The sequence below is a fragment of the Streptomyces sp. NPDC086777 genome, from assembly GCF_040702065.1.
Classification (GTDB): Bacteria; Actinomycetota; Actinomycetes; order Streptomycetales; family Streptomycetaceae; genus Streptomyces.
Map to the genome: position 1 here is coordinate 1 of NZ_JBFBJI010000027.1, position 23,083 is coordinate 23,083.

16 protein-coding genes and 2 pseudogenes are annotated in these 23,083 nt (G+C 71.1%); 7 read left to right on the forward strand and 11 right to left on the reverse strand.

Going from position 1 to position 23,083, the window contains the following annotated elements; translation table 11 throughout:
* Positions 1-278 (reverse strand): annotated as a pseudogene (locus AB0472_RS31495) (phosphoketolase); the annotation flags it as partial.
* Between the two features lie 42 nt (positions 279-320).
* Between AB0472_RS31495 and ppk2 the strand changes: the two are divergent.
* The 4 genes and pseudogenes from ppk2 to AB0472_RS31515 form a co-directional block, all read left to right on the forward strand.
* Positions 321-1,124, forward strand: a complete 804-nt coding sequence (gene ppk2 / locus AB0472_RS31500; RefSeq protein ID WP_366361410.1) for a polyphosphate kinase 2 — start codon at positions 321-323, stop codon at positions 1,122-1,124.
* A 312-nt stretch (positions 1,125-1,436) separates the two neighbouring features.
* Positions 1,437-3,158, forward strand: a complete 1,722-nt coding sequence (gene sulP, locus AB0472_RS31505; protein WP_366361412.1) for a sulfate permease — start codon at positions 1,437-1,439, stop codon at positions 3,156-3,158.
* A gap of 161 nt (positions 3,159-3,319) precedes the next feature.
* The gene (locus tag AB0472_RS31510) at positions 3,320-3,784 is read left to right on the forward strand and encodes a cyclic nucleotide-binding domain-containing protein (protein ID WP_366361414.1); all 465 of its coding nucleotides are present in this window, start codon (positions 3,320-3,322) and stop codon (positions 3,782-3,784) included.
* Between the two features lie 156 nt (positions 3,785-3,940).
* Positions 3,941-4,330, forward strand: a pseudogene (locus tag AB0472_RS31515) (response regulator transcription factor); the annotation flags it as partial.
* 241 nt (positions 4,331-4,571) lie between these two features.
* On the opposite strand, the gene AB0472_RS31520 reads toward AB0472_RS31515, so the two are convergent.
* From AB0472_RS31520 to AB0472_RS31545, 6 genes are all read right to left on the reverse strand, one after another.
* Complete coding sequence (locus AB0472_RS31520; RefSeq protein WP_366361416.1) at positions 4,572-5,510, reverse strand: PQQ-binding-like beta-propeller repeat protein; 939 nt, start codon at positions 5,508-5,510, stop codon at positions 4,572-4,574.
* A gap of 163 nt (positions 5,511-5,673) precedes the next feature.
* On the reverse strand, positions 5,674-7,710 hold the full coding sequence (locus AB0472_RS31525) for a hypothetical protein (protein WP_366361418.1): 2,037 nt from the start codon (positions 7,708-7,710) through the stop codon (positions 5,674-5,676).
* Positions 7,711-7,771: 61 nt separating this feature from the next.
* On the reverse strand, positions 7,772-9,328 hold the full coding sequence (locus AB0472_RS31530) for a hypothetical protein (protein ID WP_366361420.1): 1,557 nt from the start codon (positions 9,326-9,328) through the stop codon (positions 7,772-7,774).
* Between the two features lie 188 nt (positions 9,329-9,516).
* Entirely contained in the window at positions 9,517-10,614 is a 1,098-nt protein-coding gene (locus AB0472_RS31535; RefSeq protein WP_366361422.1) for a DUF916 domain-containing protein, read from the reverse strand.
* A gap of 72 nt (positions 10,615-10,686) precedes the next feature.
* Positions 10,687-12,648, reverse strand: coding sequence for a metallophosphoesterase family protein (locus tag AB0472_RS31540; RefSeq protein WP_366361424.1), 1,962 nt, complete (start codon positions 12,646-12,648; stop codon positions 10,687-10,689).
* Positions 12,649-12,783: 135 nt separating this feature from the next.
* A complete protein-coding gene (locus AB0472_RS31545) occupies positions 12,784-13,995 on the reverse strand; it encodes a HupE/UreJ family protein (protein ID WP_366361426.1) in 1,212 nt (403 codons plus the stop codon).
* Between the two features lie 174 nt (positions 13,996-14,169).
* On the opposite strand from AB0472_RS31545, the gene AB0472_RS31550 reads away from it, so the two are divergent.
* Complete coding sequence (locus AB0472_RS31550; protein ID WP_366361427.1) at positions 14,170-14,850, forward strand: hypothetical protein; 681 nt, start codon at positions 14,170-14,172, stop codon at positions 14,848-14,850.
* Between the two features lie 91 nt (positions 14,851-14,941).
* Here AB0472_RS31550 and AB0472_RS31555 read toward each other — a convergent pair whose 3' ends face one another.
* Positions 14,942-15,523 (reverse strand): helix-turn-helix domain-containing protein, encoded by a 582-nt coding sequence (locus tag AB0472_RS31555; protein WP_366361429.1) that lies wholly within the window; start codon positions 15,521-15,523, stop codon positions 14,942-14,944.
* 208 nt (positions 15,524-15,731) lie between these two features.
* On the opposite strand from AB0472_RS31555, the gene AB0472_RS31560 reads away from it, so the two are divergent.
* A complete protein-coding gene (locus AB0472_RS31560; RefSeq protein WP_366361431.1) occupies positions 15,732-16,835 on the forward strand; it encodes a Gfo/Idh/MocA family oxidoreductase in 1,104 nt (367 codons plus the stop codon).
* A 226-nt stretch (positions 16,836-17,061) separates the two neighbouring features.
* Here AB0472_RS31560 and AB0472_RS31565 read toward each other — a convergent pair whose 3' ends face one another.
* Both AB0472_RS31565 and AB0472_RS31570 read right to left on the reverse strand, forming a co-directional pair.
* Complete coding sequence (locus AB0472_RS31565) at positions 17,062-17,880, reverse strand: alpha/beta fold hydrolase (protein WP_366361432.1); 819 nt, start codon at positions 17,878-17,880, stop codon at positions 17,062-17,064.
* 107 nt (positions 17,881-17,987) lie between these two features.
* Positions 17,988-18,653 (reverse strand): DUF4097 family beta strand repeat-containing protein, encoded by a 666-nt coding sequence (locus AB0472_RS31570; RefSeq protein ID WP_366361434.1) that lies wholly within the window; start codon positions 18,651-18,653, stop codon positions 17,988-17,990.
* 229 nt (positions 18,654-18,882) lie between these two features.
* Here AB0472_RS31570 and AB0472_RS31575 point away from each other — a divergent pair, with 229 nt between their 5' ends.
* Positions 18,883-19,638: a helix-turn-helix domain-containing protein gene (locus AB0472_RS31575; protein ID WP_366361436.1), complete on the forward strand. Its 756-nt coding sequence runs from the start codon at positions 18,883-18,885 to the stop codon at positions 19,636-19,638.
* Between the two features lie 243 nt (positions 19,639-19,881).
* Here the strand turns inward: AB0472_RS31575 and AB0472_RS31580 are convergent, their stop codons facing one another.
* Positions 19,882-22,473, reverse strand: coding sequence for an alpha-L-rhamnosidase C-terminal domain-containing protein (locus tag AB0472_RS31580; RefSeq protein WP_366361438.1), 2,592 nt, complete (start codon positions 22,471-22,473; stop codon positions 19,882-19,884).
* Positions 22,474-23,083: the final 610 nt, after the last annotated feature.

A 23,083-nucleotide genomic window follows, 5' to 3' on the forward strand; every position in this document is an offset into this window, starting at 1 on the left:
CCGTGCCCCGGCCCCCACACACACAGCGCGTCCAGCCCACGCGCCCCGATCACCCGGTTGAGGTGGGTGTACACGAGGTTCAGGCCGGGCGAGGTCCCCCAGTGGCCGAGCAGCCTCGGCTTGATGTGCTCGGGACGCAACGGCTCGGTGAGCAGCGGGTTGGACATCAGGTAGATCTGGCCCGCCGCCAGGTAGTTGGCGGCCCGCCAGTGCGCGTCCAGGGTGCGCAATTCCTCGTCGGACAGTACGGTGGCGTCCTGGTGTTCGACCTTGGACATCGGGATGGCTCCATGGGTAGGTCATCGGGCGGTGGAGGCGGCATGGCCGGCAAGCAGGCGGCGGAGCTGCCGCGCAAGGTGTACGAGGCGGAACTGCTCCGGTTGCAGACCGAGTTGGTGAAACTGCAGGAGTGGGTGCGGGCCACGGGTGCACGTCTTGTAGTGATCTTCGAGGGACGGGACGCGGCCGGCAAAGGCGGGACGATCAAACGGGTGACCGAGCACCTCAATCCGCGGATCGCCCGGATCGCGGCGCTGCCGAAACCCACCGAGCGCGAGCGCACCCAGTGGTACTTCCAGCGGTACGTGGAGCATCTCCCGGCGGCCGGGGAGATCGTGCTGTTCGACCGGTCCTGGTACAACCGGGCCGGCGTCGAACGTGTGATGGGCTTCTGCACGAAGGAGGAGTACCAGCTCTTCCTGCGGCACTGCCCGATCTTCGAGCGGATGCTGGTGGAGTCCGGGATCCTGCTGCGCAAGTACTGGTTCTCGGTGAGTGACACCGAGCAGCAGGACCGGTTCCGCAAGCGCCTCGAGGATCCGCTGCGGCGCTGGAAGCTCTCGCCGATGGACCTGGAGTCGATCACCCACTGGGAGGCGTACTCCCGGGCGAAGGACGAGATGCTGGTCCACACGGACGTCTCGGACGCGCCCTGGTACGTCGTGGAGAGCGACGACAAACGCCGGGCCCGGCTGAACATGATGGCCCACCTGCTGTCGACCGTGCCGTACCGCGACGTGCCGCCGCCGGTGCTGGAACTCCCCAAGCGGCCGCCGTCGACCGGCTACGAGCGCCCGCCGAGGGATCTGCAGACCTACGTCCCCGACCACACGGCGCGCCTCTGAGCGAGCGGGGCGCCGTCCGGGGCCGCCGGGTGGCCCTCGCCGGGGCGGCGAGCGCCGCGGTGGCGGTACGGGGCATGATCCTCACCTCGTGGGCTCCTGCACCGAGGGATCACGTGGTCCGCTTCGGCGGATCCGGGGCCGGCGTCGGGTCCGGGAGGTTGGGCGGGCAGGGGCCACTGGTCCCGGACCGGGGCCGCTCGGCCCAGACCGGGAGGGGCGGCCCAGGCCGGAACGGGAGCGGTCCCGGACGCCGAAGGCAGGTCAGGTACCGACGGAGCACGGATTCCGGGACCACCGGGCGGAAGGCGGCGCATGACCCACGGCAGCGGCGGACACCCGTGGTGGCACCGGCTCGTGCCCGGACTCGCCTCGCTGCTCGGCTACCGGCGCGCCTGGCTGAGGGGTGACCTGCTGGCCGGGGTGACCGTCGCCGCGTACCTGGTGCCGCAGGTCATGGCGTACGCCGGGGTGGCCGGGCTGCCCCCGGTCGCCGGTCTGTGGGCGATCCTGCCCGCCCTGGCCCTGTACACGGTGTTCGGCTCCTCGCGGCTGCTGTCGGTCGGCCCCGAGTCGACGACCGCCCTGATGACGGCCACCGTGGTCGCCCCGCTCGCCGCCGGTGACCCGGGCCGGTACGCCGTACTGGCGGCCGGCCTCGCCGCCACGGTCGGCCTGCTCTGCCTGGTCGCGCGGGCCGTCCGCCTGGGGTTCCTGGCGGACCTGCTCTCCCGCCCCGTCCTGATCGGCTACCTGGCCGGCGTCGCCCTGATCATGGTCGTGGACCAGCTGCCCAAACTCACCGGAGTGCCGGGGACGGGGACCGAGTTCTTCCCCCAGCTCTGGTCGTTCTTCACCCACCTGGGCGAAGCCCATGCGACGACCGTGGTCTTCTCGGCGGCGACGCTGCTCTTCCTCCTCGTCGTCACGCGGTACTTCCCGGTGCTCCCCGGCCCGCTGCTGACCTTGGTCCTGGGCACGGCGGCCGTGGTGGCCCTCGACCTCGACGGCCGCTACGACATCAGGGTCATCGGCACCGTCCCGGCGGGTCTGCCCGGCCTCGCCGTGCCCGACCCCGCCGAGCTGCCCGGCCTGGTCCTCCCCGCGCTCGGCGTCCTCCTGGTGGCGTACACGGACTTCATCCTCACCGCCCGCGCGTTCGCCGGCCGCGGCCCCGACGTGGGCCCCGGACTCGACGCCGACCAGGAGTTCCTGGCGCTCGGCGCGGCCAACCTCGGCGCGAGCGTCGTGCACGGCTTCCCGGTGAGCAGCAGCGCCAGCCGCACCGCCCTGGCCACCTCGGCGGGTGCCCGCAGCCAGGCGTACTCCCTGGTCGCCGGTGCCCTCGTGCTCGCGGTCCTGCTCTTCCTCAGCCCCCTGCTCACCCGGACACCCGCGGCGGTGCTCGGCGCCCTGGTCGTCTATGCCGCGACCCGCATGACCGGCCTGGCCGGCTTTCGCCGCCTGGCCGCCTTCCGGCGCCGCGAACTGCTCCTCGCGCTCGGCTGCCTGGCGGGGGTCCTCGCCCTGGACATCCTGTACGGCGTGCTGGTCGCCGTCGGCCTGTCGGTGGCCGAGCTGCTGACCCGGGTGGCCCGCCCGCACGACGCCGTCGAGGGTCTGGTGCCCGGCGTGGCCGGCATGCACGACATCGACGACTACCCCAGCGCCCGCACGATCCCCGGTCTTCTGGTCTACCGCTACGACTCGCCTCTGTTCTTCGCCAACGCCGAGAACTTCCACCGCCGGGCCCTGGCCGCCGTCGACGAGCAGACCACGCCGGTCCGCTGGTTCGTCCTGAACACCGAGGCCAACGTGGAGGTCGACATCACCGCTCTCGACGCGGTGGACGCCCTGCGCCGCGAACTGACCGCGCGCGGTGTCGTCTTCGCGCTCGCCCGGGTGAAGCAGGACCTGCTGGACAGCCTCGAGGCGTACGGGCTGGCCGACGCGGTCGGCCACGACCGCATCTTCCCGACCCTGCCGACGGCGGTGACGGCCTACCGCGCGTGGCTGGCGGCCCACCCGGACGGGTGAGACGGGGGCCGGGTACGGCGGTGCGGGGAGCGGCCGTCCGGGTCACGGCCGTGCCGAAGGTCCCGGGCCGGGGGGACCGCTCGGCCCATGGCGGGCCCGGCCCCGGCACCGCACGCTGGCAGTGGCAGCCCGTACCCACGTCCCGTCCCGGGAGGCAGGCCATGAACACCCAGCCGACCCTCAGCATGCTGCGGGGCCTGTCCGCAGACCGGCAGCGGCAGCTGCTGCGCCACGCCCGGGAGGTCTCCTTCCCGCAGGGCACGCGGCTCTTCGAGGAAGGCGGTCCGGCCGACCGGTTCTGGATCATCCGCACCGGCCGCGTCGAACTCGACATGCACGTCCCGGGCCGCCGGGCGGCCGTCATCGAGAGCCTCGGGCACAACGAGCTCATCGGCTGGTCCTGGCTGTTCGCGCCCCCCGTGTGGCACCTGGGCGCCGAGGCCACCACGCCGGTACGTGCCTACGAGTTCGACGCCGCGGCCGTCCTGGCGCTGTGCCGGGAGGATCCGGCGCTGGGCAGCGCGGTCAGCCAGTGGGTCGGCCAGGTGCTCGCGCACCGCCTGCGCGCGGCCCGCAAACGGCTGCTGGACCTGTACGCCCCGTACGGCGCCGGCGCGAGCGTCTGACCCCGTCCGCCGACGGCGTACGCCGCGCGGGCGACGCACGTGGGGCCGGTCGGCCCTGGTGCGACCCGCCCCCGGCGGACGGTGATCCTCGTGGGCGGCCCGCGGTGTGCCCGCCGTCCGGGACAGGCCTGGATGCCGGGGACGAGGGGGACCTCAATGGCAGAGCCGCGCGCCTTCTCGGAACAGGACCCGATCCGCGTGTTCCTGCTGGACGACCACGAGGTCGTCCGGCGCGGCATCACCGGCCTTCTCGACGCCGAACCCGACATCACGGTCGTCGGCGACGCCGGCACCGTCCAGAACGCCCGCGGCCCCGCCCTGCACCCGCACGTCGCCGTCCTGGACGTCCGCCTGCCCGACGGCGACGGCATCACCGTCTGCCGGGAACTGCGCGACCGGATGCCCGCCCTGGCCTGCCTCATGCTCACCTCCATCGACGACGAGGAAGCCCTCCTCGACGCGATCACGGCCGGCGCCTCCAGCTAGGTCCTGAAACAGATCAAAGGCTCCGACCTGGTCTCCGCCGTCCGCACCGTCGCCTCCGGCCACTAGTGCCGGCAGGTCGCGGTGGCCGGGCTGGTACACGACGCCGTCGGCGACGGCCGCCGTGAAGTGCCCCGCCCCCGGGACCCGCACCCGCCAGCGCACGGTACCGCCGATCGGGCCGGCCGGTACGGGCCCGCGACCGGCGTCCGTCCGCACGGGACGGGCGGCGGGGGCGCGGTGGTCCTCGGCCGGTGCCTCACCCGGCCGGTGGGCCCGCACGGCGTAGAGGTGCTCGTCGAGGCTAATCGACGTACACCGTGCCACCGTTCACCAACGGCGTGGAGTGCACCGGCCCGGTCGTCCTGACCTTCCACCGTGCCTCCCCGGTGGCCGCGTCCACCGCCCACAGGCGCCCGTCGTGGCTGCCCGCGTACACCGTGCCGTCGGCGATGGCCGGCGTCGCGTGGATCTCGCCACGGGTCTTCAGCCGCCATCTCTCCCGACCGGTCCCGGCGTCCACCGCCAGCAGGTACCGGTCCTCCACACCGACGACGGCGATGCCCTCGGCCACCGCGGGGCTCGCCCATGCCGCCCCTGGGGGAGACAGCCGCCGGCGTTCCTCACCGGTCGCCGCGTCCAGCACCACCAGGCCGTCGTGGTTGCCCACGTACACGCTTCCGCCGGCCACCGTCGGCGTCTGCCGCACGCCTCCGTGGGGAAAGACGTCCCATCGCCTGCTGCCGGTGGCCGTGTCCAGGGCCACCACATGCCCGCCGGCAGCCGTGTACAGGACACCGTCGGCCACCGTGGGCGCGGGATTGCGGGACGCGCGCAGGCCCTCCACCCGCACCTTCCACACCGGCCGGCCCGTGAGTCCGTCCACCGCCCACATCCTGCCGTCGTGCGAAGCGGCGTACACGACGTGGTCCGCGACCGTCGGCGTCGACATCCTCGACCAGCGCGATCCCCGCTTCCAGCGCACCTCGCCGGTCGCGGCGTCCACCGCCGTCAGGCAGCCGGCGATGTCGGCGAAGTACACGACGCCGGTGTCCGCCACCGGCGACGTCCCGATCCCGGAGTCGTCGTCCAGGGTCCAACGTCGCTGTCCGGTCTCCGCGTCGACGGCCACCAGGTCGGAGCAGTCCCCGACCACGTACACGGCGCCGTCGGCCAGAGCCGACGCGTGGTAGGGCACGCCTCCGCCGGGCACCCGCCACAGCGTTCTGTCATCGACGTCCACACCAGCCATCGTTCTCCCCTCCCCATTCCCCGTGCACTGCCGCCGGGCCCGGAGGAACCCGGCAGTCCACCGGACCCCGGCATGTCGCGTCCGCCGGCCGCGACCGTGGATCCACCTGGTCCCGCGCCCTGCCGGCCGCACCCGGGCTCGCTGCGCAACGCGTTCACCGGCCGGTGAGCGGAAGGCCGAGGACTCCGCGGTCGTGTCCGACGACCAGGTCCGGACCCGCGGTGGCCAGACACGTGGGCGCCACGTCCAGGGCGAGGTGCGCCACCGCGCCGGTCTCCGGTTCCCACACCCGCAGCCGCTGACCGTGACGGGCGCCGGCGACCAGGACCGTGCGGCGGTCGTGCAGTGTGGTGGCCGTGACCAGCGGCGGGCCGCCGGTGCCCGTGGCGACGGGCAGACCGTCGCCGGTCGGGGCACCGGTGGCAAGGTCCCACAGCAGGACCGCGCCCCGGTTGTCCGCCGTGGCCAGCAGGGGCCGGCCGGGTGTGGGAACGCTCGCCACGGCCGCCGCACGGTGGTCGGCGTCGGCGAGCGCACGTGCGTTCAGTTGTACGGCCGCGCCCGGCTCCCAGAGGTCGTCGACGGCCGGATCCCACACGTGGACGCGGCCCGAGGTGTCCGCGGCCGCGATCAGTGTGTGGCCGGCGGAGATCGGGACGGCCGCGATCGACCGGACGGGACTGCCGTAGGGGTTGAGGCGCCCGACGCACTCGCCGGTGTCCGGGTCCCACAGCCGGACCGCGCCTCGGGGGGTGGCGGTGACGAGCAGGGTGCGGCCGTCGGGGACGGTCGCAGGGCACATCCCGGTCACCCCGCCGGGCCAGTCACCGGCCGGTTCGCGAACCGGCCGTCCGGTGACGGGATCCCACAGGGCGATCCTGCCGGTGTCGCCTCCGCTCGCCAGGCGGACCCGGCCGCCGGGCAGGGGCAGCGCCGTCAACGAGCGGACACGGTCGGGATGTCCTGGCAGCGGGTCGTGGACGAGTCGTCCGTCGGCCGCGTCCCACAGGCGGACCGCGCCGGTGTCCCCGACACCGGCCACGAGCGTCGGTCCATCGGGGAGGCACGCCACCGCCACCGCGTCGACGCCCCCGGACGAGCCGGGCGCGGAGCCGTCGAACACCCGGATACGGCCCCAGGGCGTGCCGTCGGCCGTGAGCACGTCGTTCCCGTCCTGCCGGAAGCGGGTCGGCGCCTGACCTGTTCGTACGGGTGCCGCCGGACCCGACGTGGCGGCCGGCCCGTCGGCGTCCGTCCCCGCCCGGGCCGGAGGGTGCTGGGGGCGCGCGCCGTCCGGGTCCTCCGCCAGGCCGTCGGCGATCGTCCATGTCCGCTCGCAGTCCCAGCAGCGGAAGTGCCCGGTGAGCGACATCAGTTGGCGGGCCAGTTCGGTCGCGGCCGGCTGCGGGGTGCCCCTGACCGCGACGACGCCGGCGACCAGGCACAGGACGGCCTGTCCCGGTGTCCCGGAGGGTATCCCCGCCACCGCGACCTCGCGTGCCACCCGCACGAAGGGTGCCCACCCCTCCCCCAGTGCCTCCTCCCGCAGCGCCGCGGCGACCTCGCCCCAGGGATGCCCGTCCGACCGGACCCGGGCGGGATCGGGCGGCTCCGGGGCCTCGAAGGCCGGACGCTCCGGGTCCACGAGGAAGAACCCGACGTTCTCGGTGTCGCTGCCGCAACCGGGACACACCAGCAGGAGGCCGTTCTCGCGGGGGTCCGACAACTGCGTCAGTGCTTCGCCCGTGTGGTGACCGGCGAACGCCGTGCAGGAGAGCACGAGACGGGCGCAGGCCTCCACGGGCACGTCGGCTTCGAGCAGGCTCCGGACGGCCGCGCGCTCGGCCAGCCGCAGTGCCGCACCGTACCCCGCCCGGAGATCTGCCGGGACGGGGGGCCGGTGATTGGCGGTCACGATGAATCCCAGGTCCACCCAGAAGTCCGCGGTCCGTGCCGGAGGCAGGGCCGCCGCCGCCTCGACGAGGTGCGGCAGGGCCGCATACGCACCGTCGAAGACGACCCCGTCGTCCATCAGTCCGTCCGTCAGGTACGTCCAGGTCTGCCGCCACGCATCGTCGCTCCCGCCGGCAGCGGCGGAGGCCAACTGCTCCAGGAGGGCTGCCACCTCCTCGGCCTTCACACCGTCGAGGTCGCGCCAACGGGGGCTGTGCAGGGACAGCTTCGGAATCATGCAACGAGTCTCGCAGCCGGCACTGACGATCAGGGGCGCCCTGGTGTCCGGCGACCTCCGCTCAGTTCGCCGTCCCGTCGACGACCACCGCCACCGCACGAGGCACGAGCCGCTCCAGGGACTCCAGCACAGGGGCCCAGCCGTCCAGCAGCACGGCCTGTGCGGCAAGCCTGCGGGCGCGGAACGGTTCGGACAGCGGCACGAGTTCGGCCATCGCGCGGGCCCGGGTCGCGCGGTGGGCGATCGAGCGGGTGAGTGTCTCGGCGCGGTCCGGATCGCCGTACCGGGCCGTCTCCCGGGCGACCGCGACCAGCGCCTCGTCCTGTGCCCAGCAGTCGTCGACGGAGCGGACGAGCGCGGCCGCCCGGCCCGTCTCGCCGCGCCGGGCCAGCTCCCGGACCACCTCGACCAGCGCCCTGTCCTGTGCCCGGCGGTCGTCGATCGAGTGGACGAGCGCGGTTGCCCCGTCCGGGTCGCCCGAGCGGGCCAGTTCGGCGACGACGTCAGCCTGCCGTCCGGCGCGCAGATCGGGGTCGAGCGGGCTGGTGAGGGCCATGGCCCGCTCGGCCTGCCCGTGCCGGGCCAGCAGCAGGGTCAGGGATCTCAGCAGGATGTCGTGATCACGGCCGTCACCGGTCTCCAGCAGCGTCTCCGCCCGGTCGGCCAGGGCCAGTGCGACGTCCTGGTCCGCGTTCTCGGCGACCGCGTCCAGCACACCCGCCAGGTCCCGGGCCCCCAGCAGGTCGCCGGGCGGGAAGGGGCGGGCGACGGGGTCGTCGCCGTCTTCCTCCCACTCCGTGCCCCGGCCGTCGGCCCCGGCGAGCGCCCACCCGCACCGGACGCCCCCGGCCTCGGCGGCGGGTCCTGACGGGGGGCGAAGGAGAGCGTCGAGCCGGTCGAGGTCTGCGTCGAGCGCCTCGCGGGCCAGCACCACGGCCAGGGGCCGTGGCTGCGACCACCCTGCCGGGTCGCGGGACCGGGTGCCGTCCTGAACGCGGTCGGCGAGCACGGCCGCCCGCTCGTGGTCGCCGGTGGCGAAGGCCACCTCCACCAGGAGGGCGAGTACCTGTTCCGTCCCGTCGACGGGGCAGGAGCTCACCGCGTCCTCGGCGCGAGCGGCGAACCCGAGCGCGTCGTCCCTGTCGCCGCCGTCCGCCGCCGCCTTCGCCAACAGGGCCCAGGCCCTTCCCCAGTTGTGCGGGTAGCGGATGCTCTCCGCCACGGCGACGGCCCTGTCGCGGTCACCGGCGCGGGCCCAGGCCGGCACGAGGGCGACGAGTGCCTGGTCCCGCAGCTGGCGCAGGGGAATCGACTCGGCCAGCGCCTGTGCGCCGCACAGGTCTCCCGCGTCCGCCGCGGCCCGCACCAGCTCCAGAAGCTCCTCGCCCTGGTCGAGTTCGTCACCGATCGTGTACGCCAGTTCGGCCGCGCGCTGGAGGTGGCCGGTGCGGGCGAGCGCCCTCGGCAACCGGCCACGGGTGAGATCGGTACGCCGGTCCGTACCCGCGGACAGCCGCAGCAAGGCCAGCAGGCAGGGCTCGAACCCCCCTTGTGCGACGTTCCTTCCCGCCTCGTTCCCCGGCACCGGGCCCCGGTGTCGCTCCCAGGCCCGCGTCATGAAAAGCTCCGGCCCCCACTGGGCCATCCCCTCCGGCATACCCGGTCCCCCCGGTGAAGCTCCCCCGGCCGCGCACCCGCGCAGGCGTTCCCACAGTAACTGTCGGGACGTCGCCCGTTTTTGACGGCATCGTCGTGGCAGCTCCTGCGCCCGGCGGAGGCGGCCTTGCCGAGCCGCGGCGCTGGTCGTCAGTCCGTCGTCCCGGGCTGTGCGTTCCGCGTGGCGTCCTCGCGGAGTGCGTGTGCGACGGCGCTCGCCACGCGAGCGTCCTCACGCTGCGTGCGGCGCGCGCGGGCGCGGCGGGCGAGGAGGAGACCGCCGACGACGGCCGCGATCGCCATGACCAGGAGTACGAGGAGCGTCCACGGGACGGCCCAGCCGTGTGCCGTGGCCTTGACCGGACCCAGTGAGGTGGTCGAGCCCGCCGCGTCGGTGAGGAGGGGGGTGAGGGTCGCGGTCGCGGCCAGGTGCACCGCGGGGGCGACACCGTGGACGGGCAGTTTCACCCTCCAGCGTTCACCGGGGAGCAGTTCCGGCAGGGCGGTGCTGTCGTCGGCGTCCGTGCGCGGCCATCCGAACGGACCCGTGACGGAGACGGTCTGACGGGCCGACAGGGTGGCGTTGCCGGTGTTGTGGACGGTGTAGGTGACGGTGGCGTCGCCCTTGGCGATCGGGTTGGCCGAGCCGGAGTAGTCGACGTGCAGGTTCTCGATCGCGAGCTTCGGTTCGAGCGCGCCGCTGACCCGCAGCTTGACCCGGATGCCGAGGCGGCGGTCCACGTTGATGCCTGCGGCGTCGTCGGCCTGCTTCAGCGAGGTGAGGATGCCTCCCACGTGGTCGCCGGGCGTCGCGTTGGCCGGTACCGCGACGGTGAAGGGTATCTGCGCGGTCTTGCCGGGCTTGATCACGACGCTGCTGCGGTCGGCGTGGACCCAGGCGCCGATGCCGACGGACTTCTTGTCCTTGGTGAGCAGGTCGAGCTGGCCCGTGTCGGTGGTGTAGCCGTCGGCGGCGTAGAGCGCCAGGCGCAGCGGGGTCCTGCTGCGGTTGACGACGACCATGGCGTCCTTGACCTGGCCGCCGGGGTTCACGTTGTAGCTGTAGCTGGACCGGTCGTCGCCGTACCCGTTCGCGGCCGTTCTGACCGTCCAGGTGACGTCGCCGTCCGCGGCGCGCGCGGGTGCGACGCCCACGCCGGATATCGCGTAGGCGATGAGCAGGGCCAGGGTGAGAGCACGGACGAGCGCGCTGACGGTGGCCTTCCCGCGGTTTACGGGTGCGTGCATTTCGGGGTTCTCCTGGCGCGGGGGCGGGGCGGGCACCGGACGGTGCCCGCCCCGCCGGGTGGAACGGTGCGATCAGCTGCTGAGTGCGGTGATCGTCAGGGTGGAGCGGTAACCGCCCTTGGTGACGGTGTCCGGGATCTTCAGGTCCAGGTCGGCACCGAGCTTGGCGGTGCCACGGGCGTGGCCCTGGACCGCCGAGCCGATGCCGCGCGAGACGGACAGACCCGCGCCGTCGCCGTCGTAGCCGGAGGCCACGGGGTCGCCGGCCTTGGCACCCGCGCCGCCGTCGAGGACGTACGGCGTCCAGCCGAGGTACGAACCGGAGAACGTCTTGTCGGCGTCCCGGAAGTCGCTCACGTTGGCCGAGACCGACCACGGGGCGAGCGAACGGCGGGTGTCCGACACCAGGATCGGGTTGATCTTGCCGCCGGCCTCGAAGTGGTCGCCGTTCTTCTCCACGGCGGTACCGAGGTCCACCAGGCCGTTGTAGCCGTCGATCGTCCAGCCGAACTCACCGGGAGCCGGGTTGGGGACGTTGACCTGGAGGTCCTGCTTGTCACCGTGGTACGGGTGCACCGTCACCTTGTCGACGACCGAGCCCACGGGCTGGCCGGCGGGGGTGTTGTTGCACGGCGCGGCATCCGAGTTGGGGGCCGCACAGGTACCGCTGCGGAGGTTCTCGACGACGAGCTTGTCGTTCCGCACCTGGACCTTCACGTAGGAGCGGACGTGCTCCTGGTTCTGGACCGAGTTGTACCAGTAGTTCTTCGGGTTGAGCGGGTCGGCACCGTTGCCCGCACCGGTCGTCCCGCTGCTGTCCGGCGTGGTGATGTCGTAGTACTTCGAGCCCGAGGCCGAGTTGCCCGTCACGTAGAGGACACCGCCGGGACCGGGGTAGACATCGGCGGCGCCGGGCTGCTCGGCCGGGTTCGCCTTCTCGCCGTTCTTGATCAGGTAGCTGCGGGAATAGCTGTGGTCGTGGCCCTGGAGCACCAGGTCGACGCCGAGCTTGGAAAACGTTGTCGGGAAGTCGACGCGGCGCTTCTTGTTGTCGCCGTCCTTGGCGTGGCTGGCCGGCGAGTAGATCGAGTGGTGGTAGACGAGGACCTTCCACTTGGCCTCGTTGCCGTGCTTGTTGATGACGTCGGTGACGTAGGCGGTGTGGGCCGCGTCGCCGCCGCCCTTCGCCTCGTCGTAGCTGTTGCTGTTGAGGTCGATGAACAGGACATCCTTGTAGATGTACCAGTAGTCACCGCCGGACGTGGTGGACGTCGCCCCGTCCTTGTAGTAGAGCGCCGAGTTGTCGGTGTTCGGCGTGGCGAAGTGCTGTTCGTAGGCCTTGCCGCCCACGTCGTGGTTGCCGATGGTGGCGGCCCACGGGTACTGGCGCAGGCCGTCGGGCGCGAGGAAGGCGTTCCACTGGGACTCGTTGTTGGCGCTCTCGACCTGGTCACCACCCGACACCAGGAGTTCGGCGTCGGGGTTGGCCTTCAGCGAGACGTCGACCGTGTCCTGCCAGCCGGCCTGGTCCTGGGCGAGGTCGCCGGACGAACCGATCTGCGGGTCGCCGTAGAACAGGAAGTCGTAGTCGCCTTCGAAGTCCTGCGTCTTGAAGGAGTACGCCGAGGACCAGTTGCCCTCGGTGCCGACACGGTAGGAGTAGGCCGTGTTCTCCTTCAGGCCGGTGATCGTCGCGTGGCGGTTGAAACCGCCGCTGGAGGCGATGTTCGCCGCGCCGAGGGCGTCGAAGGTGGCGGCGCCGGCCGGGAACTCGCCGTTGACGAGCTGTGCGGTCGGGACGACCTGGACCTTCTGGGCCGTGTCCGTGGTGGAGTACCACGTCACGGTGCGCTGGGACTCGTTCGAGCCCACGCCGAGGACGATGCCGCTGAGCGTGGCGCCGTCGGCGGCACCGGCGGGGGTCGCCAGGGTGCCGCCGAGGGCCACGGTCAGGCCGAGAAGTGCCGCCGTGGCGCCTACGGCCACACGGCGCCGCGCGGGCCCCGAGGCCTGCGAGGAGTTGCTCGATCTCATGTCTGTCGTTCTCTATTCCTTTGGTGCACTTGCGATGTGCGTGAACGGAGAACTTGACACTCGGGTCGCAAAGTAAAGTGCAAGCAAAGGTAAGGTCACGGGACAGTTGACCTTGATGCAAGGTCTGTGCGGATCTCAGAATCCGGACAGCCGTTGCACAAACCACACCAGGCCCATGACGGAAACACCGGCGGATATCGCCCCCGTGACCCACAGGCCGGCCCTGCGCGAACGGCGCCGCAGCTGGAGGAGGAGCGGGAAGAGCACGGCGATGATCGCCAGCTGGACCGCCTCGATCCCCACGTTGAACACCAGCAGCGACCACAGCAGCGTCCACGACCATGCCGCCTCGATCCCCAACGCGCCCGCGAAGCCCAGGCCGTGCACGAGTCCGAAGCAGAACACGACGCCCAGCCGGGTCCAGCCCGCCCGGTCCAGGCTGAAGTGGCCCCGCCCCGCGGGTGCCAGGTCCATCGCGTGGTCACCTCGGCGGCAGATCCGCCACAGGTACCAGCCGGCGACCACGGCGATGGACAACGCGATGACCGGCTCCACGATCGCCCCGGGCACGTCGACCAGGCCCAGTGCGGCCAGCATGAACGTCACGGAGTGCGCCAGGGTGAAGCTCGTGGCCGCGAGCACGATCTCCCGCGGGCGCCGGGAACCGGCGATGAGCGCGAGCAGGAACAGGATGTGGTCGATCCCCGTCAGCAGGTGCTCGGCACCCAGGCGGAAGAACTCCCAGAACCGCTCGTACCAGGCCTGCGCGAGGGAGAACGACGGATGCGCGGCGTCGAGGGCCGCACTGCCGGAGCGACCGTCCACCTCGTACGTGACGATCGTCTTGACACCCTTGACGTAGCCCTCCGCGTCCGGAAACAGCTCGCTGCGCACCGACTGCTCACCGGCCCCACCGGGACAGGCCCAGTCGAGTCCGAGCGTCACGTACGGAACGCCCTCCCGCTCCCCCGTCCTGAAACCCCCCGCCTGCGAGGGCGCGCAGGCCCTGCCGGCGGCGGTGACCGAGAAACGCTCGGTCACGTACGCCATGGCCGACCTCGTGTGGGCTTTCAGCGCCGCGGCCTGCTCGCCGGCGTCGCCGGACTCGAAGGCGCTCGTTCCCGCACGGAAGAGGGACTCGTCGTGCTCGGAGTCGGCGGCGGACACGACGAACAGGTCGTACTCCAACTCCAGCGTCGTCCGCAGTCGGCCTCCCTCGGACGGGGCAAGGTGGGCGTACACGGTCGAGGTGAACCCGTGCGCAAGAGCGGGCCGCTGCCCCACGCACAGGAAGGCGATCACCGTTGCCGTGAGCCCGGCGAGGGCGCGACGGACTCGATGTGACATGTGGTTCCTCCAAGGTTGCCCGTGAACCGTGCAAGTCTTGAATGAACCGGAACGGGCGTTTTGACGAACCGTGCGAAAACAAGTTCGACAACGGCGCCCCGCGGATGGAGACAACGGAAGCCGAGAGATGAAGATGAGGGCGCACCACCCGCCATCACTCGGAGAACGATCGCCTTGCACCCCCCGCTTCGGGCCGTCGCCGCGCTGACCACAGCAGTCGTGCTCGCCCTGCCATTGACCGGATGCGCGTCCGGCGACGACTGGTCACGACCGCACCCGGAACCCACCGCCGTCGGCACCCCGGGCCCGGGATTCGTCGACCCCGCCGACCCGCCCGCTCCCGAGGCGACCGCCACCCCGCGGCCCGGCTCCTGGACCGGGGTCCACCCTCCCGACGGCTACCGCGTCGTCCTGCTCACGACGGGCGACGACCACCCCACCAGGACGCTGGTGAAGGCGGTCGAGGACTGGGCCGAGGACGAGCACGTCGACCTGCGCACCGTGACCGCCGCCCACCCCGCACGTCTCATCCCGAGCATCACCGATGCGCTCGACCTGCACCCCGATCTCGTCGTCAGCGTGGGCAACGACCTCATCGACCCCCTCGCGACGGTCACCCCGAACCACCTCTCGCAGCAGTTCCTCGTAGTGGGCGCGGAACTGGCCGAGCCCACGGGCAACGTCACCGCCGTCGACTGGTCCGGCGCGTCCTTCCGCGGCGAGGGCCTCGGCATGTCCTCCACGTACGACCCCACAACGTTCACCGCCACCCGCTGCGCAGCCGCGATCCGCGCCGGAGCCGCGGCGGTGCTCAGCGGCGTGACGGGCATCGTCCTCTGGCTCGACCGGCACTGAGTTCGTGATCGCGCCCGGGTGCTGGGCGGGGGCGGCGAGAAGCGCGTGCCCACGGGAAACTGAAAATTTTCTTGACTGATCATTCCTGCGTTCAGTCGAGGGCATCCAGGGCGACATCGACGACGGCCATCAGCGCGTCCCGGTCGGGGGCGATGGCACCCATGACCCGCAGACCGTGCAGCGTCACGGCCAGGTACCGGGCGAGGTCACGCGCGTCGCGTCTGCCGGAGAGCTGCCCGGCCGCCTGCGCCTCCGCGACGACCTCGGCCAGCGCGTCCTCCAGCAACTCCGTCGTCGACCGCACATGGGCGGCGACCTGCGGGTCGTGTGCGATCCGCTCCATGGCGGCACCGACGATCAGGCAGGCCCGGCGACTGCCGTCCCGAGCGATCTCGTCCACCGCCGCAACCAGGGCCTCTCGCAGCAGTTCGGGCCCCGGGGCGCCCTGACGCAACACCTCGACCAGGGGCAGGGCGTGGCGCTCCCGGTAGCGGTCCATGGCCGCGAGGTAGAGGCCTTCCTTGCTGCCGAAAGCCGCGTACAGCGAACCGCGACCGACCCCGGTCGCGTCGACCAGGTCCTGCACCGACGTGCCCTCGAAGCCCTTGCGGCGGAAGGCGTTCATCGCCGCCTCCACCGCCCTGTCGGTGTCGAACTCCCTGACGCGTGCCATACGCCGGACCCTACACCTATCAGGAACGATCGGTCCATTTTCTGTCCGTGACGCATACCACCCTCGGTTGGCCGGAGATTTTTTTGACTCTTCGTTCCACATAAGCTTGACTCTGCCGCATCGGACCTTCCCGGCCACGGAGTCCGGCCCCTCGCAGGCCCACGACCGTGCCGAAGAAGTGACCCCACGACCTCACAGGAGCCATGACATGAAGAACCCCATCGGTGTGGGCATCATCGGTGCCGGCCAGGCGGGTTGGGCCTCCCTCAGCCACGTGCCCGCCCTCAAGGCACACCCGGACTTCGAACTGCGCGCCATCAGCACCTCCCGCCCGGAGTCCGCCCGGGCGGCGGCCAGGGCGTTCGAAGTCGAAGCCGCCTTCGACCACCACTCCGGCCTCCTCGCCCACCCCGGCGTCGACGTCGTGGTCGTGGCCGTCAAGGTCCCGCACCACCGGGAGCTGATCTCCGCGGCGATCGACGCCGGCAAGACGGTCTACGCCGAGTGGCCACTCGCCCTGAACACGGCGGAGGCGTCCGAGCTGACCCTGCGCGCCGAGGCCGCCGGTGTGCGCACCGCCGTAGGGCTGCAGGGCCGCTACCACCCCGCACTGCGATACGCCCGCAAGCTGATCGAGGACGGGCGGATCGGCCGCGTCCTCGGCACCACCCTGGTGGGCTCGGGCATGGTCTGGGGCGGACAGACCACCCGCGCCCACGCGTACTGGTACGACCGCACCCAGGGCGCCACTCCCCTGACCGGCGCGGCACTCCACACCATCGACGCGCTGAACGTCACCCTCGGGGAGTTCGCCCACCTGTCGGCGAACCTCGTCCTCGGCCGCACGGAGGTCACGGTGACCGACGACGGCGACGCCCTCGTCCCGGTGACCGCCGCAGACCAGATCTCCGTCATCGGCACCCTGGACAGCGGCGCAGCCGCCTCCGTGTTCTACCGCGGCGGCACCTCTCGCGGCGACAACTTCCGCTGGGAGATCAACGGCACCGACGGGGACCTGGTGCTGACGGCGGACTGGGGGAACCTCCAGGTCGCCGACCTCACACTGCACGGCGGCTTCGGCACCGACATGTCGGTGTCGCCGATCGAGGTACCTGCCGAGTACTCCGCCGACATTCCCCCGGGCCTCGTCGGACCGCCCCGCAACGTCGCGGCGCTGTACACGAACCTGGCCCGCGACCTGCGCGAGGGGACACACACCGTCCCCGACTTCACCTACGCCCACGGGCGGCACCGGCTGCTGGACGCCGTCGAGCACGCGTCCTCGACCGGAAGCAGGCCGCCCGGCGCGTGATCCCGGCACCGGCGGCCGGCCCGCCCGCACACCGCGGGCCCCGGCCTCCGCCGCACCGGTATGTCCTTCCCGACGGATTGCCGCGAACTACCGGCTCCTGCGCGCGGCCAGGACCCCCGATGCGGCCGCAGCACCGTCACGGCCGCACCCGGCAGCCGAGGAGCGCCGTGCGGGCCCGCCGCGAGGCCGCGGGCGCGCTCAGACAGCTCATCCGTCGGTCGCGTCCTCAGCGCTGCCCGCGATCGGGGGCGGCCACCTCGCGTACGGCCCTGGCGACGGCCGTGAAGTCCTTCCTCAGGATCGCGTCGTGGTTGCTGGCGACCTTCGCGCCGAGCCGGAGGTTCGGGTTTCGCCCGAACACCTCGTCGAGGCCGGCGCGGATGCGTTCCTGCTCGTCGCCCTTGCTTCCGAGGGACGCCCCGGAGGCCAGCACGTACCGCACCGGAACGGTGATCTCGTCCAGCACGGAACCCAGTACGCGTTCCCGGGAGATCCTGCCCAGCTCGATGTTGCAGTCCGCCATCTGCGCGGGGGTCATCCGCGGGGTCAGGCCCGTCGGACGCAGCAGCGGCAGGAACCAGCCCATCCGCCGGAACATCGTCCGGATCCGCTGCTCCATGGCCGCGTCCAGCCAGTCGTACGGCTGTGCGCCGTCGACGAGGACCGCACCCAGGCAACGCTCCGGGTTCCGGTGGGCCCAGTGCGCCCCGACGAACGCGCCGTACGACCAGCCCACCACCAGCGCCCGGTCGACGCCCCGGGCCGCGAGGACGGCGTCGACGTCCCGGACGACGGCCTCGAAGGAATAGTCGGCCGAGCGCTTCGACTTCGTGCCGCGGGCCCGCTCGTCGTAGGTGATGTGCCGCCACCCCGTGCCCAGTTCGGCGATGACCCGCCGCCAGTACCCCTGCGTGGCGAACTGGCCGTTGAGGTAGACCACCGGGGTGCCGGCACCGCCGGTGTCGGTGACCGCCAGGGCCGTGTCGTCGACCGGCACCATGCCCGTCCACGCCGAGCCGTTCGAGGAAGTGCTGTTCTTCGTCACGTCGTTGTTCCCCCTGATCGTGTGAGCTGTCGGGTACGACTCCTGCGGGCCGGGCCCTGCACACGGCTCGCGGCGGGCCCGGCCGGGGCGGTTCTGGTGCCGCTTCGTCAGAGGCTTCGGGCGGTGATGTCGCCGCGGGAGGTGGTGGCGCGGATGTCCAGCTCGGTGCTGCCGTCGTTCTTGAGGGCGTTGTTGACGCGGCCGTAGTCGGTACCGGCGTCCAGGGCGGCCGAGACACCGGCGGCCGCGGCGACCGAGATGTCGCCGTCCTGGGTGCGCAGGACCACCGTGCCGCGACCGGCTTCGTTGATCCGGATGTCGCCCCGTGCGGTGCTGATCTCCGCGGAGCCACCCAGCCGGCCGACCTCCACATCGCCGTCCGACGCGACGAGGCGGACACTCGCGGCCTCGTCGATCTTGATCTCGCGGTATGCGCCTTCGAAGGCGACGTCGCCCAGGCGCCCGACGCCGCGCAGCTCCGCGCCGGCGGCCTTGCCCTCGACGCGCGAGCCGGCGGGCAGCTGGACGGTCACCTGAAGGGAGCCGGAGGCACCGAAGAGCTGGTTGCCGGGGGCCGACGTCGTGATCCGCAGCACGCCGTCGGCGTAGGTGACGGTGGTCTGCTCGACCGCCTTGGTGTCGCGGTTCTTGGCAGGGTTGGCAGGCAGGACCTCGACAGTGGTGTCGGCGCGGTCCGCGGCGAAGAGCTGGACGCGTCCGGCGGGGATGTCCACGACGGCGGTGATCGGGGCGGGGGTGGCGAACTTCTGCATCACTGTCTCCCATGGCTCACTGTTTCCGATGAACGAAAGCTACGTTGCGTTCACGGATTCGGCAACGCTTTGATTGCACTTAATCTTTATTCGTGCAGGTAGAGCGAGAGAAAGTGTTGCACTGACCGTTGAGGTTAACGCAACGAAGATGTCATCCATTGCAATGGGCTGAGAGTGAACGCTACTCTGGGGGCAGCAGGGACCACCGAGGGGCACGAAGGAGACCGCGATGCCGGGAGGCAGGCTCACCCAGCAGGAACGCCAGCAGATCGCGCTGGGACTGGCCGACGACCTCGCCTACGCCGAGATCGCCCGCCGCCTCGACCGTCCGACCTCGACGGTCACCCGTGAGGTGATGCGCAACGGCGGCCCCACCGCCTACCGCGCCGACCTGGCCCACCGCGCCACCGAACGCCGTGCCCACCGGCGCAGGCAGACCACGCGCCGAGGGACCGGGACACCCGTGCCGGCCTACGGACGCGATCCCGAGGCCGTGCGGGAGTACGAGGAGACGCTGACCGCCGTCATGATGGCTTCGGGCATGACCGCGATGCCGGCCCGGGTGATGGCCTCCATCACCCTCACCGACACCGGCAGCCTCACCGCATCCGAACTCGTCGAGCGCCTCGAGGTCAGCCCCGCCTCCGTCTCCAAGGCGATCGCGTTCCTGGAGAGCCAGAGCCTCGCCCGCCGGGAACAGGGCGAAGGCCGCCGTGAGCGCTACATCGTCGACGACGACATCTGGTACCAGTCGATGATGGCGAGCGTCCGGGCCAACGCCCGGGTCGTCGAGATCGCACGGCAGGGCGTCGACGTCCTCGTCCCCGGCACCCCGGCCGCCAACCGCCTGGAGAACGTCGCCCGCTTCCTCGACTTCGTCAGCGAGAGTCTTGCCCGCGCGGCGGAACAGGCCCGCGAGATCCTGCACACGAAACCCGGCACGCCCTCCGCCGACACCGACCGGCCAGGTCCGGACAACGGATAGGAAGGCGTCTCGGCCCACGGCCGCCATGGGGCACCGTGCAAATGGACAGGTCCGCCGGTTCTGCCGTGGCCCGCTTCTCCATGACGGACATCCTTCCGAGACAGAACCCCTGATCTCCGATGTCCGTCACAGCAGATCAAGCCCAGTTGTGACCTGCACCGTCAGCCGGTGCAGGTCACACGCTCCCGGGCTCCACACATCCCCGGGCTCGACATGTCGCTGGGTGGCGCCGGCTGCGTGGCCCTAGTGTGAGGTCACCTTGAAGGTGCCGTGGCCCTTTACCTTCAGGTGGACATAGCCGGATTCGAACTGCCCTTGGGTGACTCCCGCCGCAGCGGCGAAGGATCCGTGGCGCCAGACCACGTCACCGTTGACCACAACGGTTCCGGTCCGGCCGGAGACCGGGACGGCGATGGTGCCGCTCGTCCCCTTGGGGGTGTTGACGGTCAGGCTGAACTGGTTCTTGTCCTTGTTCGCGGTCCAGTCGACGCTGAGGTCTCCGTGCGGGGTGGGAACATTCCCCCGGGTCCAGGCGAGGTCTCCGGGGTGGGGCTGCACCGTCCAGGTGCTGTAGCCCGCCGTGTCCGGACGAACTCCCAGGACGTAGCCGGACAGCGCGGACGTCGGGGCCGTGGACCAACCGTGGGACAAGCTCGCTCCCGACCCGAGGCCCGGTGCGCCGTCTTGGCCGGAGATGTTCTCCCACATGGTCCCGGTCTGGTTCGGGCCGGGAGCGATCATGTGACCCCACACGTCGTGCAGGAGCTCCTGTGCGTTGGCGGTATCCCCGGCCGCCAGACGCGCCTGGAGTTCGAACCCGCTGACGAAGGGACTGACCAGGTCCCTGTTGCCGGCGTCGGAAGAGAAGGGATGCGGTCCGTAAGGGGTGCTCCACAGCGAAGACTTGAGCTCGGACAGGATCTCCGCCTGCTTCGCGGCCGGGGCAACTCCGTACAGGACCGCCAGAGCGTTGGCGTCCTGCGCGACGCCGGACTGGGTGTCGCTGATCTTGTAGAGGCCGCTCGTCGGGTCGTAGAGACGTTCGTTGATCCGCTTCTGCAACGCCCCGGCATCGGCCTGGTAGGCAGCGGCTTGTGAGGTGTCTCCGGCCGCTGTGGCCAGTGCCGCGCCGTCCAACAGTGCCTTGTAGTAGAGGATGTTGTAGGCCGAGACCTCGCCGCCCTTGTCGGTGTCGTAGAAGTCCCAATCCGCACCGTCGACACCGGCGCGGGTCGAGAGCAGGCCGTTCCCGTCCAACCTGGTCGCGTTCCACGCGAGTTCACGCTGGACGACGGGCCATTCCTTGGTGACGAAGTCCTTGTCGCCGGTGTGGAGGTAGTAACTCGCCAGATCCGCAACGAAGTACATGGAATACGTGGCGGAGTAGCTGGCCGTCTCGCCCGGAGTGAGGGGGCCGAGGTGCGCGACGCTCGCCGGGTGGAGAGCGCCGGGGACGAATCCACTGGAGAGCTGTCGGCTGCCCAGCAGGTCCAGCGACTGTTTGATGTACTCCGGATTGTTCACGGAGTAGTAGTCCGTGAGGCCCTCCACCAGGATGTCACCGCTCCAGATCGCGCGGTCGCGCCGCGCGCCGTCGAGAACCGATGCCACCGCGTTGGATCCGGGCGGAGTGAAGTCGGGGAGGGAGGCGGACGCGGTCAGCGGATTGCTGTAGAGCGTCTTGCCGTTGCCGCTGACGACAGTGAGGTCCTTGAAGGACGCCTCCTCGTCGCCGAACTCACGAAAGCCGATGGTTCCGCTTGGAAAGGCCACAGCGTCGGCGGGCAGTGCCGAAGTGTCGACGTGATCGATCGGCTGGCCGTCCAGCAGGATCGAGATGCCGGTTCCGGACACCGTGGTGGCCACCGTGTGCCAGGTGCCCTCGGTCAAGGGCGACGGCAGAGCCACGGAGCCGAGGCTTGTGTAGGCGCCGTCGTGGACGCTGAGTTCCTGCAGGGTGTTCGGGGCGCCGCCGGTGTCGGTGCTGTCGTCGAGGATGAACAGGTAGCCGTTCTGCGAGTTCTGCGCGCGGGCCATCCACCCAGCCTGGTTGTGGAGAATCCTGGTCCGGAAGGTCGACGTGTAGTCACTCCAGGATGAGCCGCGATTCAGGACGCCGGCACCGTCGTTCACTCTCGAACCGCCGGCACTCAACGCACCGTCCTGGATCGACCAGCTCCCGGGAAGCGAGTTGGCCGGGACGAGATCGGTCTGCAAGGTGTAGGCCCCGGCGTACCAGATCTTGTTCAGCTCGTCCGAACTCGACAGGAAGTGACCTTGGTATCCGCTCGCCTGAGTTCGGTCGGCGATGTACTTGATTCCGACCTTGCCGAGCGTGACGCGGCCTGGGTCGGACAGCGTTATCTGCTCGTACCGCTCGCCTCCTTGCGCGTAGCGGTTGGTGATCGTGCCCGGTCCGGAGACCGGGTAGGTGTCGAACCGTGAACTGTCGCCGTCCGCCCACGGCGCCGCCCCGTCACCCGACGGGCTCATGTACTCCCGGCCCTCGCTGTACGCGGCCTTCAGAGTCGGGGAACCGGACTTGGCGGAGACGGTGAAGTAGGGCAGGCCGCCCGTCTCTTGGCCGTAGTCAAGAAGGATGGTGGGCGCTTCTCCCCCGGCGGTGTAGGTCAGCGTCGTGCTGCCGGTGCCGCCGCACAGAAGGTTCCGGGCGCCTTCGACCGGGCCTGTCGTGCTGACCACGGAAACCGGGCAGACGTCGGAGTGCTTCGGGGTCTGGACGTACTGTCGCCAGTCGGTCGTGACCTGGGGTGTCCTGGTCTGAGTGGTGTGTTCCGCGGCGGACACGGCCACGGGCTGGGTGAGCGTGGCCACGATGAGGGCAAGGCCCAGAGCGAACGTCGCACCGGCCCAACCGCGTCTGCGGGGCCGACATCTTCTGCCGGAAATGATCATTGAGACTCCGAGGTTCGAATGCTGCCTTGGCGGCTCTCAGGTCAGCGGCGCTCAGCGAAGAACGCGCAGGCCAGGAGGGATGAGTGACGGTTCGAATCCCATTTGAAACGTTTCATTCAGATTCTGCAAAAGGCAAGGTATGCAGTAGCTGTGAGTGCGTCAACCCATGGCGCACAACTCGCCGTGCGCCACAGCGCTGGGCGTCTCGCGGCATGGCACGTTCGCGGTGAACCCACCCGCTCTGCTCGGTGGGCACCGGAGCGTGACCGGAGGATTTCCTGTCCGGCCCAGGACGGTCAATCAATCGGCGCGCGTCCTCCGGGGCCGAGGAGCGTCATCTGCAACGCCTGCCTACCACTGACCTTCGATCGAGGGATGACGTCGACAACGCCGTACTCCTGGAGCCGCAGCAGGACGTCACCGGCCGGATCGAGGAAGTAGCCGCTGCCGACGTCCGCCCAGGTGACATCGCCGATGCTCTCGCAGAAGGTGACCAGGTCAGCTGGTGCAGGGGTGACGTGGGCGAACG

Coding starts and splice junctions, on each gene's coding strand:
- AB0472_RS31555 (WP_366361429.1), bottom strand. CDS start 15,523: ATGGCACGCGTCAGGGAGTTCGACACCGACAGGGCGGTGGAGGCGGCG.
- sulP (WP_366361412.1), top strand. CDS start 1,437: ATGACCCACGGCAGCGGCGGACACCCGTGGTGGCACCGGCTCGTGCCC.
- AB0472_RS31540 (WP_366361424.1), bottom strand. CDS start 12,648: ATGAGATCGAGCAACTCCTCGCAGGCCTCGGGGCCCGCGCGGCGCCGT.
- AB0472_RS31525 (WP_366361418.1), bottom strand. CDS start 7,710: ATGATTCCGAAGCTGTCCCTGCACAGCCCCCGTTGGCGCGACCTCGAC.
- AB0472_RS31545 (WP_366361426.1), bottom strand. CDS start 13,995: ATGTCACATCGAGTCCGTCGCGCCCTCGCCGGGCTCACGGCAACGGTG.
- AB0472_RS31570 (WP_366361434.1), bottom strand. CDS start 18,653: ATGCAGAAGTTCGCCACCCCCGCCCCGATCACCGCCGTCGTGGACATC.
- AB0472_RS31575 (WP_366361436.1), top strand. CDS start 18,883: ATGCCGGGAGGCAGGCTCACCCAGCAGGAACGCCAGCAGATCGCGCTG.
- ppk2 (WP_366361410.1), top strand. CDS start 321: ATGGCCGGCAAGCAGGCGGCGGAGCTGCCGCGCAAGGTGTACGAGGCG.
- AB0472_RS31560 (WP_366361431.1), top strand. CDS start 15,732: ATGAAGAACCCCATCGGTGTGGGCATCATCGGTGCCGGCCAGGCGGGT.
- AB0472_RS31530 (WP_366361420.1), bottom strand. CDS start 9,328: ATGACGCGGGCCTGGGAGCGACACCGGGGCCCGGTGCCGGGGAACGAG.
- AB0472_RS31535 (WP_366361422.1), bottom strand. CDS start 10,614: ATGCACGCACCCGTAAACCGCGGGAAGGCCACCGTCAGCGCGCTCGTC.
- AB0472_RS31510 (WP_366361414.1), top strand. CDS start 3,320: ATGAACACCCAGCCGACCCTCAGCATGCTGCGGGGCCTGTCCGCAGAC.